We start from the raw sequence: 13,778 nt of genomic DNA, 5'->3' as shown, positions 1-13,778 counted from the left end.
GGCCTTCCTATTTTCAAAGGTTTACAGCTTGCTTGAATAAAAAACATGCTCAACAGCCATCTCGCTTCCAAGGCGGATTATGGCGAAGGAATAGTGCTCCTGCCGTCTCTTATCCGTAGGAGAACCTGGATTAAGGAGAAGGATTCCATTGACCTCTTTTAATAGTGGAATATGGGAATGACCGAATAGAATCAAGTCTACTTCCTCATCTGCGAATGCGGCCAGTGCCCGCTGCTCGGTTGTTCCTTTTTTGCCATGACCATGAACGATTCCGATTCGAAAGTCTTCAAACGTCCGTACTTTCTGAAGACCAAACTTTCCGACCAGCTCTCCGCTATCCACATTTCCGCAAACGCCATCGACTGGGGCAAATTTCGCCAGCTCCTCATAGACATCCATCGTCTGCCAATCACCTGCATGCAAAATATAATCAGCATCCTTTAGCTCCTCGACCAGCCTTCCTGGCAGGGACTTTGCCATCCTCGGCATATGTGTGTCTGATAGAGCAATGATCTTCATTTCCTTCACCTGCCTCCCCTCTCCTTCCCTTGATAGTCTTTAAGGTCAGATTGGAAGTTTTCCCAAGCTTCCTTGTCTTCAAAGATTCTCCTTGGAATCATAATGGCTGTAAACTCACTCACATGAATAAACACATATAAAGAAGTTACGTAAACCCCTTTAACCGCACTCCATTGATAAGTGATGTCTTTCATTCCATCCGTTTGCTCCGTGATTCCATTTTGATTGATTTCTATCTTTTTCTCGCCGTAAACACCCTCATTTTTTCCCTTAGCGTGGAATTTTCGGAGCCTCCTGCCAATCCAGCGATAAATAAAAAAGGAATAACCCTTAGACAAAAGGAAAGATAGAATAATCCAGATCCCGTAATAAATCAGCCAATTAGAGGGAGGCCAAACAAAGAATCCTGCAGCTCCCAGCAGGAGGAGCACGATGAAAAAGCGAACCTGCCTCCCCTTTACAACAAATCTAAACTGCGGTGATGTATGACTCATATGTATATAATATTGGACGATGTCCTCAAGCCTTACCTCGTAGTGAAATTTCATAACAAATCGCTCTCCTCCCTTTTATTTTACAACAGTAAGAAGAAAGCAAGCAGCCAGAAGACATAAATCTTACCTGATTTTCTTCGCTGAGAAAGGCTGCCCAAGCATAAACGACGTTATGCATGTGGGGTAACATAATAATGTTATGTAAAGTAAATTTCATAAACATAAAAGGATAGCCTAAGCTACCCTTCTTGATAATGCCTTGCCAATCCATAATACATCACTTGATTAAATTCAGGGTAAATGGAGCAGAACTCAACTTGAACAGGGGCATTCAAAAGCCAAGGATAGTATCCAAATAACCCCTTATCTCCATTGATGATCCCTTTCAAAGCAAGCGGCATCTCCTCTTTAAAGATTGAATAGCGTGCACGCGCTTTATTCTCATCGAATTCCCCTGCGCTAATATGGACTGAACAAACCAGATAGTATTGCCCTCCTCTGATTTGCCAGGTCCCAATCACTTCATCACGCATCTTCCAGTCGATTTTCGAGGAGTCAATTCCGCCGCCAACACTTAGGAATAACTCGCCTGTTTCATCTGAATGGGTCAGTGTATACGTACGGCCCTCCACTGGCCCTACGGTAACATAAGGGGGGATAAATATAACAGTCAAGCGATTTGACAAAGCTGACATAAGGCCCTCACTCCATTAAAGTGATCTTATACGGCATCTTATGTCATCAGCCCAGCTTTGGTGATTACTTTGTCTCAACTTCCACGTTTTTTAAGATCCAGTTTTCTTCTTGATATACCCAGATTGAGCTTACCTCTGCAATGATATCCGATATCGAGGCTCCTGAGATGGTTTGCTTTGCAACCAGTTCATTAATCCCATCCTTGTTCGTATCCTTAACCGCTAAGGAATAAAATTCTCCAATCAATGTTTCCTGCGGTTCATTTAATTTGCCTTTTTTATACATCCCCAGCCTGTCATAGACTGGTTTGTGCTTTTTCAAGTCCAGCACAAAGGATTGATTATTTTCTGGGATGATGAAACTCGCACGATAGTTATTTTTGAACGATCCATTCAAATTAAGCGGCTCAGGCAGCGGCAGTTCCTCAATTGCTTGATTATAAACATTAAAGGCATAGTAGTCACAGGCCCCGGCACTTCCCCCTGTCGGAACCTCCAGTATGACCTCGAGTACTTTGTCTGAATTTGCATCGGCTAACATTAATTCCGGGCTGAATCCCCCAGGGATTTGATAAACTGCTTTGCCCTTTTGATTATTTAGAACCAGCTTGAATTCCTTATAATACTTTGTTCTCTCTCCAAAAGGGATTCCGTATAACGTCAGCTGATCTTTCTGGCCATCTCCCGTGACATCAATCAAATAGGATTTCAGTTTAACCTCCCCGCTTTTCTTTGCAGCATTCACCTGCACGGGGGAATTTATGACTAATAAAACAGCGCAAAGAATGAGATATTTTACGGCCTTCATCATTTCAGCTCCTTTATTCACTTGATACCTCCCCTTACTGTTTCCTTGCCATTCGTTATTTATGCGGGGCTGTTTGTTCAAAAAGAACAGAAAAAGAGGCTGGAAAAGACGAAATAAAAGATCCTCAAAAACGAATGATTCTCACTTATTTTTCCTATTCAATCGCAGTTGGAAAGACAAGTCCGTTCCATTCCGCTAGACACGAATAGCCAAAAGCCACAATCAATTCATACATGGAAAACAACAAAAAAAGACCCGAATAATTAGACGATAGATTCATTCCATTATTGTCTAATCATTCGGGTTTATCATTGGTTGAAAAACTTATTTCCCAGCCTCTTCCTTAAAAGGTTTAGTTGGGAGCTTCGTCTGTTGTTTCTGCTTTGACAATCCAATTGTCGATAATTGGACCGTTTTCCGCTTCATCCATAAAGAAGGAACCATTCGAATAACGATCACTCGGACGAAGCTGGAAGGAGCCAATTTCTTCAATCTTGCCTTTTTCCGATTCAATATATAGCTGATCTAGGTCATCAAGCATTTCAATGCCAACAACTCTATGAGGATTTTTCTTGAGCTCACGAAGCATGACTACTCCTCTTTTTGCGCGGGAGCCGACTTCAAATTCAGAGCGTTTCATTTTCTTGACTGCCCCTCGATGTGTCACAAGAGCAATCATAGAGGAACTATCATCTGCGAATACTTTTCCGCTGACGACATGATCATCGTCTTTCAGATTGATGCCCTTCACACCCGCCGCTCTTGCACCAATGACAGGAACATCCTCCTCTTTGAACATGAGACCATAGCCATGTGATGTCGCCAGGAAGACTGTATATGTTCCGTCAGTAAGATGGACATCCACAACGCAATCATCGCCCTTAAGATTTAAGGCAACCAATGGTTTTGAATAACGGGTTGCTTTATATAAACCAAGCTCAGATTTCTTTACCATACCATTCTTGGTGATGAATAATAAGTATCCTGGTTTTTCAAAATCACGGACAGAGATGGCTTTAATGATGCAGTCATCTTTATCCATTGGAACAATGCTGCTAATATGCTGGCCGGCATCCTTCCACCTGATATCCGGCAGAAGATGAACCGGGCAGTAAATATAGCTTCCCTTGTTCGTAAATAGCAGGAGGGTATCCGTCGTGTTGATATCCATTTTGTGCAGGATGCGGTCCCCGTCCTTCATGCCGAAATCCTGGCCGCCGCTTGCCGTATAGGAACGAAGGCTTGTCCGTTTAATGTATCCTTCCTTCGTAACCGTGACGATGACATCTTCACTCGGGATTAAGACTTCAAGATTAATCTTAATGTCTTCTATCTTCGCTTCAATTTGAGAGCGGCGAGCGTCTGCATAGACTTTCTTGACTTCCTTTAATTCTTTCTTGATAACAGACATTAATTTCTTGTCGCTTTCAAGAATGGAAGTCAATTCGGCGATTTTCGTCTGAAGCTCTGCTGCTTCATTTTCCAGCGCTGTAATATCCGTATTCGTTAAACGGTATAATTGCAAGGAAACAATCGCTTCTGCCTGAGCCTGTGAGAAGCCAAATTCAGCCACGAGATTCTTCTTCGCATCCATCTTGTCATGAGAGGCACGAATAGTGGCAATGACTCGATCAAGAATGGAAATCATCTTGATAAGACCTTGAACGATATGCTCTCTTTCACGTGCTTTCTTCAGCTCAAATTCAGAACGTCTCGTAACAACCTCGCGCCTATGATCGATATAGGCATCCAGCATGCTGCGCAGTCCCATTAATTGCGGGCGCTTCTTATAAATAGCGACCATATTAAAGTTATATGTAACCTGAAGATCAGTATTCTTAAATAAGTATTGAAGGATAACTTCAGAATCAATTTCCTTCTTCAATTCAATCACAATACGAAGACCTGTCCGGTCCGTTTCATCACGTACCTCAGATATACCCTCGAGCTTGCGATCTAACCGAAGCTCATCAATCTTCTTCACAAGAGAAGCTTTATTGACATCAAACGGAATTTCCGTGATGATAATTTGCTGTCTCCCCCCGCGCAAAGTTTCAACCTCAGTCTTACTGCGGATAACGATTTTTCCCTTGCCGGTTTCATAGGCCTTCCTAATACCGTCAGCGCCTTGAATGATTCCGCCTGTTGGGAAATCAGGTCCTTTGACAACCTCCATTAAGTCCTCAACCGAACAATTTGGCTTGTCGATACGCATGATGGTCGCATCGACAATTTCCCCGAGATTATGCGGAGGGATCTCGGTAGCATAACCTGCAGAAATTCCGGTAGAACCATTTACCAGCAAGTTCGGATATTTTGCCGGCAAAACAACCGGCTCCTCATCCGTGTCATCGAAGTTCGGTACGAAATCAACCGTATGCTTGTCAATGTCGCTTAATAATTGACCTGCGATTGAGGACAATCTTGCTTCTGTGTAACGCATAGCAGCCGGCGGATCGCCGTCTACACTCCCGTTATTTCCGTGCATTTGAATTAATTCACGGCGCAGCTTCCAGTCCTGACTCATCCGAACCATGGCTTCGTAAACAGAGCTATCACCATGTGGATGGTAGTTACCAATAACGAGACCGACCGTCTTTGCTGACTTACGGTATGGCTTTTCATTTGTATTCCCGTCAGCATGCATCGCATAAAGAATCCTGCGCTGAACAGGCTTCAGCCCGTCCCTTGCATCCGGCAGGGCACGGTCCTGAATGATGTACTTACTATAGCGTCCGAAACGGTCGCCAATAACCTCCTCAAGGGGAAGATCGCGGTATTTTTCTGTAGAAGTCATATCACTTCCTCCTCATCGGCGACTGTAATATTCTCATTTTCCAATATATTATTATCTTCATCCAAGCCAAATGCCACATTGGATTCAATCCATTTTCGGCGCGGCTCGACTTTATCGCCCATCAATGTTGTCACACGGCGTTCAGCCCTTGCAGCATCGTCAATGCGCACACGAATCAATGTACGCTGAGCCGGGTCCATCGTCGTCTCCCAAAGCTGATCGGCATTCATCTCGCCGAGACCTTTATAACGCTGGAGCATATAGCCTTTTCCAACCTTCTTGATAGTACTGTCAAGTTCATCATCATCCCAGGCATACTCAATGACTTCTCTCTTGCCTGAGCCCTTGCTGACCTTATAAAGCGGCGGAAGAGCAATGAAGATCTTGCCATTTTCGATTAAAGGCTTCATATAACGATAGAAGAACGTCAGAAGCAGCACCTGAATATGAGCACCGTCTGTATCGGCATCTGTCATGATGACAATCTTGTCATAGTTGATGTCCTCGATGGAGAAATCCGCACCGACTCCGCCGCCAATGGCGTGAATAATTGTATTGATTTCTTCATTCTTGAAGATATCCTCTAACTTCGCCTTCTCCGTATTGATAACCTTTCCGCGCAGAGGCAGAACCGCTTGGAAGCGTCTATCTCTCCCCTGTTTTGCGGAACCTCCAGCTGAGTCCCCCTCCACTAGATATAATTCGTTTTTCAGCGGATTACGGGATTGCGCAGGAGTAAGCTTACCGGAGAGAAGCGCCTCTGATTTCTTGCGTTTCTTTCCGCTTCTCGCATCCTCACGTGCTTTTCTCGCTGCTTCGCGTGCCTGTGCCGCTTTAATGGCCTTACGAACGAGCAGGGTGGCAATATCGGTGTTCTCCAATAAATAATAAGCTAGTTTATCAGAAATGACCGAATCAACTGCTGAGCGGGCATCGCTTGTTCCAAGCTTGCTCTTTGTCTGTCCCTCGAATTGAAGAAGCTCCTCAGGAATACGGACAGAGACGACACCTGCAAGACCTTCCCGAATATCTGAACCGTCTAGATTCTTATCTTTTTCCTTCAATAAGCCGGCTTTCCGTGCATAATCATTGAACACACGTGTCATGGCCGTTTTCATGCCTACCTCATGTGTGCCGCCGTCCTTTGTCCGGACATTATTGACGAAGGATAGGATATTTTCGGAATACCCATCATTGAATTGGAAGGAAAACTCGACCTCAATATCGGATTGGGTCCCTTCAAAGCTGACAACCGGGTGAAGAGTATCCTTCTCCTCATTTAAATAGCTGACAAAGGCCTCAATCCCATTCTCATAATGATAGACATCCTTCTCATCGGAGCGCAGGTCATGCAGCTCAATCTTCAATCCCTTTAGAAGGAAAGCAGACTCGCGCAAGCGCTCGCTCAATGTCTCACGGTTAAAGACCACAGTGGAGAAAATGGATGGATCTGGTTTGAAATGGATGGTTGTTCCGGTTTGATTGGTCTTCCCAATCTTCTCAAGCGTCGTTACCGGTCTTCCTCCATTCTCAAAGCGCTGCTCATAGATAAATCCGTCGCGCTTGATGGTGACGACAAGCCATTCAGAAAGCGCGTTCACGACAGAAGCCCCAACCCCATGCAAGCCGCCGCTCGTCTTATAGCCGCCTTGTCCGAACTTACCGCCGGCATGAAGAACAGTGAGAATGACCTCTGGTGTTGGTTTGCCGGAGCGATGCATCCCTGTCGGCATACCGCGTCCTTTATCAACCACGCTAATACTGTTATCTTTATGAATCTTTACGATAATTTCATCACCGTACCCAGCTAGTACTTCATCGACTGAATTATCTACGATCTCATAGACTAGATGATGCAAGCCTCGAGTATCAGTGCTGCCAATATACATGCCCGGTCTTTTCCGGACAGCCTCTAATCCCTCGAGTACCTGGATGGCATCTTCATTATAATCAAATTGATTCAAATTCTTAGCCACTTATGTACCCCTCTCTATACTTTCCAAAAACTATTATATACTTTTTTATCATTAAGAACAAACGTTCTCATTCAAATAGGATTGTGCGTTCATTGCTCTATTCTTACAGATTCTTGGCCGTTTCGCAAATAGCAATTGACCTGACCGCGGAAATCGGATCCGAATCCTGAACCATTCAGAACAAAGCGATTCATTTATCGTCCCTTCTTCATATCGTAACACATGAGCAGGATTTGAAATCAAAATTTTGCATTTCAAAAGGATTTTCTGCAGGCACGCAAAAGCCGCCTTTGCTTCCAGGCGGCCAGTCTAAAACGACTTATTTCGTCAAAGCATGTTCGACTTTAATGCATCTGTCCATGATTACCTTCCGGCCCTTCTCTTGCAGCAGCTGAAAAGCTTCTTCATCCACTACACCAAGCTGAGTCCAGAATACATCCGCATCAATATCCAGGAAATCCTTTGCTAAATCCATGACAAATTCCGGCCTTCTAAACACATTCACAATATCCACATGCTCATCAAGTTCCTTCAAGGAGCCAATCGCTTTGACACCTAACACTTCCTTGACAGCCGGATTAACAGGAATGATCTCATAGCCGCTGTCCTGCATCGCTTTCGATACCATATAAGAAGTTCGCTCTGGGTTCTCAGAAAGCCCTACAACCGCAATTTTCTTTGCGTTTTTTAAGATGTTTCCGATCTCGTCCCTGCTAGGATTCTGTATCATCTTTCTTCCTCCCACCTTCTCTTACCTTCCATACACTCATTCTTATTATATACCCGGATGGCACTTTAATATAGACTCTTCCACATAACATTTTTGATATATACGAATCAAAATCAACAGAATGAACAGTCGAACATGCCGGAAATGGATATATGTGCTAATTTGTTAAATTTCTATGCCCCTTTTGACAATCGTGTTAAAATATAGTGACACTATGGGTTAGAAAGGGTTTGGATGATGTTATACTTGATGCTTTTATTGGCCTATCTGCTAGGTTCCATACCTTCGGGTCTCATTATCGGAAAGGTGTTTTACAACACTGATATCCGTGAACATGGCAGCGGCAATCTTGGCGGAACCAATACTTTCAGGACACTGGGCAAAAAAGCAGGATTTGTGGTGACCTTACTGGATATTCTGAAAGGAACAGCTGCAACGTTTCTTCCATACATATTCACGGTGCAAACACCCAATTGGCCTGATTGGATTGCCTTGCCGCTTGTATGCGGACTACTGGCTGTAGTTGGACATATGTATCCTGTATTCGCGGGATTCAGAGGCGGAAAAGCCGTTGCAACCTCCGGAGGAATTATACTAGGGTATGAACCTGCTTTATTCGTAATTTTGTTAGTTTGTTTCTTGCTTTCCCTCTATTTGACGCGCATTGTTTCTTTATCTTCGATGATTATTGCCATTGTTGCTGTTATTTATGTTATGTTTACGAATGATTTATCTCTTCAACTATTGATCTTCTGCTTAGCTGCTTTCATTTTTTACCGCCATCGGGCAAATATTAAGCGGATTATCAATAAGACAGAGCCTAAAGTCAATATATTCAAGAAATAAGCTGCTGCTGACTCCCTTACAGGGATCAGCAGTTTTTTGTTTTTGCCTATTTTTAACAAGGGTAAAAAAGGAAATTTTCCGTTGCATTTATCCCGGGATAATGTCACCATAATATTGAGTGAAAATTCATAAGAATAGGGCGGTTATCATGAAAAAACCATCGTTTATTCAAGTCATAATCATTCTATTATTAACTGGGAGCCTTGGTGCAGGATTACTCTATTGGCAAGGGATAGAAACAGCTACGACCGAGCCAAAAGAAAGTGTGTCAATAAGCGCGAGACCTCTAGCTTTAGACAGCAAAACGTACACAAAGACGATTACAATTGGTGCTATTGGTGATATCTTAATTCATACACCGGTCTATGAGGATGCTAAAACAAAGGACGGTTATGATTTTGAGCGTATGTTTGCTCCGGTGAAGGAAATGCTTGGGGAGCCTGATTTTACGATTGCCAATCAGGAATCCATTGCTGGAGGAAGCAAGCTGGGCCTATCCGGTTACCCAGCTTTCAATTCACCTTATGAGATCTCTGATACCCTGCAAGATTCAGGCATAGACTTAGTGACCCTTGCCAATAACCATTCCTTGGACAAAGGAGAAAAAGGCATCCTAAGCTCCTTATCCTATTATGAAAAAATCGGGATGCCCTATGTCGGCATGTATAAGAATCAAGAGGATGCCAAACAAGAACGCATCTTAACGATTGAGGGAATGAAAGTTGGCTTCTTATCCTACACATATGGAACAAACGGCATTCCGATTCCAGACGGCAAGGATTATTTAGTCAATTACCTTGAGGATCAGAAAATCATTTCTGACCTAAAGAGCATTAGAGGGAAAGCGGATATCGTCCTTATTAATGCACATTGGGGCAATGAATATGAGCGCAATCCATCAGACGAACAGCGGCGCCTCGCCCAGCTGATGGCAGATAATGGAGCGGATATCATCATTGGTCATCACCCCCATGTCCTTCAGCCGATTGAGTGGCTCGAGCATGATGATGGAGAAACGCTTGTTGTCTATTCACTTGGAAATTTCCTATCTGGGCAGGTGAGGGATTATAAGGATATCGGCGGCATGGTTACCATAGAAATCGAACAGACAAAGAGCGATGCAGGAACAGAGACAACCGTACTTAACCCAAGCTTCACACCGACCTATGTCACTAGCTCAAACGAGCAAAACTATCAGGTCAAGCCATTTGAGGATTCAACCGTTTTCGGTTCACCAAAGACAGATTTGGATGAGTTAACCGAGTTCATGCTTGAATCAGCTGACAAATGAGGTGGAAATCTTCCACCATTATTTTTCTTTCCCGATATGTAATCCAAGCGGAATCAAATGATATTTTCCTATGTTTATGCGATAATGAAAGATACAACATGTTTACGGTATGGAAATAGGAGGAATAGCGATGAAAATAATAATAGATGAACAATCAGTGGCTTGGTATCGGGAAGAATTAGATTTAGGTGATGGCGATAGCATTCGGTTCTTCCCGCGTTATGGTGGATACAGCCCCATACAATCAGGTTTTTCCCTCGGCATCTCTCCTGAACCTGCCAAGGAAGCAAAGGCTTTAACCGAAAAGGGCGGATTATCGTTCTTTGTTGAGGAAGACGATTTGTGGTATTTTGACGGACATGATCTTGAAGTTCAATTCGATGAGAAGAAGGCCGAGCCTGCATTCCATTATCATAAATAACCATAATAAAGAAAGGAGAAGGGACATCCCTTCTCCTTTCTATTGGGCTATTTCTTTTTAATTTCTTCGTATTTAGCAAACCATTCCGGGAATGCTTTTTTGAATTGAACCGGACGGAAATTTTCCTTCTTCACGACAATATGTGTGGTTGCCCCAACAGCACATACCTCATCATGCTGATTTTTAATTTCATACGCATAGACAGTCTTCAAACCCGTGTTTTCCTCTACCCATGTATACACAAATGCCTGGTCGCCATATCGGAGAGGTGTTTTATAGGTAGCCTGTATGTCGTAAACAGGCGCATAGTAGCCCGCATCCTCCATATCGGTATAGGAAAATCCTAAATCACGGATAAGGGCCGCCCTACCCAGCTCAAACCATTTTAAATAGTTGGCGTGATACATCACACCCATCATGTCCGTGTCTGCATAAAACAGTTGAATTTCTTCCTTTGAGATAAACATTCCGCTAAACACTCCTTACCTGCTGCGCCTAATTCCTATTCCTTATTCATTCTAACACAAGTTTGAAATCATCTTTTATTAAGTTTGAAGCATTTGCATTCTCGCCGGCATTCATCAACCTCTGGGCCTGGTATTGGATGGCATTATCAGCAAGATTGATGGCAAAGCGGCCATTCCCGTCAATCTCCATCTCCTCTAACCGCCCCTTCAAATACTCCTCTGCCTCTTCATCAAGGCTGTATTGGTAGGAATCAAGATAGTTCTTCATAATTTGCAGGAGCTCCATAACCGAATAATCAGGGAAATGCATGAACTTCTTAAACCGTGAAGAGAAGCCAGGATTGCTTTGAAGCAATTCATCCATTTCCTTCGGATATCCGGCCAAAATAATGACCAGGTTTTCATTATGCTTTGTCATTTCATCCACCAATGTATTGACAACCTCTGCTCCAAAATCACTGTTGGATTGACTTAATAAGGAGTACGCCTCATCAATGAATAAAACACCGCCAAGTGCATCCTGGACCTTCCGTTTTGTTTTGATAGCCGTCTGGCCGACATATCCCGCGACAAAATCCGCACGGCTTGCCACGACAAGATGTCCCCGCTTCAGCAACCCGCAATCACGCAGAATCTCAGAATACAGCTTGGCGATGGTTGTCTTCCCAGTCCCAGGATTTCCGGTAAAAACTGCATGCAGCTGGATGGGCACAACCTTTTTCCCTTCATTCCTTCTAGCTTGCTGCACGCGGACAAAGGCTGATAATTTCTTGATTTCATCCTTAATGGATTCAAGTCCTACAAGATTCATCAGCTCTTCAATGGGCGGGTTAGACTCTTCCTTTGTATCTGATTCATGAAAATCCTCTGCCTGTAAAAGGAGATAATCGATGAAGGAACGCCCAGTATCGGCTATTTGCCTTGAGCCCTTTTGGAAAATAGCATCCGTGACAATTGACTTAACGCTTCGGGCATTACCGAAGGATTGATCGACCATCTCATGCTCGATCTTCTTCTCCAGAGCAGGAAAAGCTTCCGGCGTAATGAAATAGCCGTTATCTTCAGCGAAGCGGCAGGCAATTTCCTTCATTTCTTCCATGGAATAATCGGGAAGCTCCATGAAATTGAACTGTGGAAATCGGCTTCTGAGTCCAGGATTGCTGTCTAGAAACTGTCTCATTTCATCCGGATATCCGGCCAAAATGACAGCGAATTTCCCTGCATAATCAGCACTGTCCATTAACGAAACCAAGGTATCAATGACTGTTTGGCCATAATCACTGCCTTGCTGACCGTCCCGTTTTAGACTATAAGCCTCATCAATAAATAACACACCGCCAATGGCCTCTTCAACGAGGTTGCGGACATTTTCCTCCGTCTGACCGACATAGGCACCAACGAGCTTGGAGCGATCCGCTTCTATAATGGTTTCCTTCGGCAGGATGCCAAGCTCATAATAAATCTTCCCTAATAATCTTGCGAGTGTTGTTTTCCCCGTGCCAGGATTTCCGGTCAAAACCATGTTCAAGCTAAGATCACTGCTTTTCGTAAAGCCCATTTCAAGTCTAGATTTCTGATAGGTCAGGAAATCATACAGCTGACTAATGCGTGTCTTAATATCCTTAAGCCCAACCATTCGCTCTAATTGATCAAGTGGTGAGAGCTCCCATTCCTGAAATGGCTGCAGTTTGCTCAGAATGGCATCAAAGCTGTCCCTGCTTTCATTGAGCTGGAGGATGGATCGCTTTAATTCCTCATAAACCGTGATGGTATGGAAATTTCCGCTCAAGGTATCCTGATAGGCTTGAGCCTGTTTCTTCACAAGCTGCAAGTGCTCATCGACTGCCACAAGAGCGGTCCGGACCTCCTGAACCGAAGGGGAATTTTCTTCCTTTGGCAGGCCCTTAATGGCTTCATGAACTCTTTGCCCATACCGCTCAGCTTTTTCTAGGATTTCCATCACGACATTGCGCTTAGCCGTCCTGTTATCTGTTTCGCGCAAAACAGGCATGGTTAAGCCGTCAAGAAGTCCTTTGAGCTGATTCAAGCTTTTCTTCTCGAGTCTTGTGTGTATATCAGTCATTTCTGGCCATAAAACGGCCGCCTGTTCTAGTAATAAATAGTAGAAGGAGTCTTCCTCCTTCTTATTAGCACGATTCAAGGCAAGAAAATAGAGAAGGATGCCTTTCCATTTTTCCTTGCCCTCCCCCATATTTGCTGCCTCTGAGAGAGCATTCAATAAAGATTCCTGTGAGGGAAGCTCTCCTTTTGTTTTATACAATGACTCCCATTCACTTATTAGCTCTGGGAGATAGCTATTAGATTGGTTCATTTATTCCTTCATCCTTTATTCTAGTCAATACCACCATCCTATCATATACAAGAATGATTTAGACTGAATTTGGCTTGTACCTAGAATAACCGCTGTCATATCTTATGAATCACTCCTCAAGAAGAATGGACTCTTTTATTAGGGAGTCTTTTATACCGATTAAATTCACCATAAAAAGAGCCGAATGAACATCATTCGGCTCTTTTTTATTTCTGGTGAGTTACTCACCTTTTGTTTGTATGACATCAGGGTGTTTTCCTGATGTGTCTTGCATTTGCTTGCCTTTATTTCCGCCGGCCGCTCTTGGCTGAGTGCCAATATGATTCGGCTGGAAAGGCTTTGAGTTTCGTTTTGGATTGCCCATTACTATCATCCTCCCTTATACTTGTTAGGATGCTTATC

13 protein-coding genes are annotated in these 13,778 nt (G+C 43.6%); 3 read left to right on the top strand and 10 right to left on the bottom strand.

What is annotated here, in order from left to right; translation table 11 throughout:
- Nucleotides 1-21: 21 nt before the first annotated feature.
- The 7 genes from ACY8DX_RS10505 to ACY8DX_RS10475 form a co-directional block, all read right to left on the bottom strand.
- Nucleotides 22-519: a metallophosphoesterase family protein gene (locus tag ACY8DX_RS10505; protein ID WP_462406924.1), complete on the bottom strand. Its 498-nt coding sequence runs from the start codon at nucleotides 517-519 to the stop codon at nucleotides 22-24.
- A gap of 5 nt (nucleotides 520-524) precedes the next feature.
- Complete coding sequence (locus ACY8DX_RS10500; protein ID WP_462406819.1) at nucleotides 525-1,067, bottom strand: YcxB family protein; 543 nt, start codon at nucleotides 1,065-1,067, stop codon at nucleotides 525-527.
- Between the two features lie 185 nt (nucleotides 1,068-1,252).
- Nucleotides 1,253-1,708: a staygreen family protein gene (locus tag ACY8DX_RS10495; RefSeq protein ID WP_439802757.1), complete on the bottom strand. Its 456-nt coding sequence runs from the start codon at nucleotides 1,706-1,708 to the stop codon at nucleotides 1,253-1,255.
- Between the two features lie 64 nt (nucleotides 1,709-1,772).
- Nucleotides 1,773-2,537: a hypothetical protein gene (locus ACY8DX_RS10490; RefSeq protein WP_462406818.1), complete on the bottom strand. Its 765-nt coding sequence runs from the start codon at nucleotides 2,535-2,537 to the stop codon at nucleotides 1,773-1,775.
- A gap of 331 nt (nucleotides 2,538-2,868) precedes the next feature.
- Entirely contained in the window at nucleotides 2,869-5,313 is a 2,445-nt protein-coding gene (gene parC, locus ACY8DX_RS10485; protein WP_462406817.1) for a DNA topoisomerase IV subunit A, read from the bottom strand.
- On the bottom strand, nucleotides 5,310-7,277 hold the full coding sequence (gene parE / locus ACY8DX_RS10480; protein WP_439802760.1) for a DNA topoisomerase IV subunit B: 1,968 nt from the start codon (nucleotides 7,275-7,277) through the stop codon (nucleotides 5,310-5,312). Before parE ends, parC begins: the two co-directional genes overlap by 4 nt.
- A 331-nt stretch (nucleotides 7,278-7,608) precedes the next feature.
- Nucleotides 7,609-8,019 carry a CoA-binding protein gene (locus ACY8DX_RS10475; RefSeq protein WP_049670973.1) on the bottom strand — a complete coding sequence of 137 codons (411 nt, stop codon included), beginning with the start codon at nucleotides 8,017-8,019 and terminating at the stop codon, nucleotides 7,609-7,611.
- Nucleotides 8,020-8,253: 234 nt separating this feature from the next.
- On the opposite strand from ACY8DX_RS10475, the gene plsY reads away from it, so the two are divergent.
- The 3 genes from plsY (at nucleotide 8,254) to ACY8DX_RS10460 (ending at nucleotide 10,577) form a co-directional block, all read left to right on the top strand.
- The gene (gene plsY, locus ACY8DX_RS10470; protein WP_049670974.1) at nucleotides 8,254-8,865 is read left to right on the top strand and encodes a glycerol-3-phosphate 1-O-acyltransferase PlsY; all 612 of its coding nucleotides are present in this window, start codon (nucleotides 8,254-8,256) and stop codon (nucleotides 8,863-8,865) included.
- 148 nt (nucleotides 8,866-9,013) lie between these two features.
- Nucleotides 9,014-10,156 carry a CapA family protein gene (locus ACY8DX_RS10465; RefSeq protein ID WP_053103745.1) on the top strand — a complete coding sequence of 381 codons (1,143 nt, stop codon included), beginning with the start codon at nucleotides 9,014-9,016 and terminating at the stop codon, nucleotides 10,154-10,156.
- Between the two features lie 130 nt (nucleotides 10,157-10,286).
- Entirely contained in the window at nucleotides 10,287-10,577 is a 291-nt protein-coding gene (locus tag ACY8DX_RS10460) for a HesB/YadR/YfhF family protein (protein WP_462406816.1), read from the top strand.
- Between the two features lie 47 nt (nucleotides 10,578-10,624).
- On the opposite strand, the gene ACY8DX_RS10455 is transcribed toward ACY8DX_RS10460, so the two are convergent.
- The 3 genes from ACY8DX_RS10455 to ACY8DX_RS10445 all read right to left on the bottom strand — a co-directional run bounded on the left by ACY8DX_RS10455 (nucleotide 10,625) and on the right by ACY8DX_RS10445 (nucleotide 13,740).
- The gene (locus tag ACY8DX_RS10455; protein ID WP_462406815.1) at nucleotides 10,625-11,044 is read right to left on the bottom strand and encodes an acyl-CoA thioesterase; all 420 of its coding nucleotides are present in this window, start codon (nucleotides 11,042-11,044) and stop codon (nucleotides 10,625-10,627) included.
- Nucleotides 11,045-11,090: 46 nt separating this feature from the next.
- Complete coding sequence (locus ACY8DX_RS10450; RefSeq protein WP_462406814.1) at nucleotides 11,091-13,376, bottom strand: AAA family ATPase; 2,286 nt, start codon at nucleotides 13,374-13,376, stop codon at nucleotides 11,091-11,093.
- A 220-nt stretch (nucleotides 13,377-13,596) separates the two neighbouring features.
- Complete coding sequence (locus tag ACY8DX_RS10445; RefSeq protein WP_049670978.1) at nucleotides 13,597-13,740, bottom strand: acid-soluble spore protein N; 144 nt, start codon at nucleotides 13,738-13,740, stop codon at nucleotides 13,597-13,599.
- Between the last annotated feature and the right edge of the window lie 38 nt (nucleotides 13,741-13,778).

The organism is Gracilibacillus sp. Marseille-QA3620, from assembly GCF_054950035.1.
Note: the sequence above shows the minus strand (reverse complement) of the source record. Positions and strands in the feature narration are given on the sequence as shown.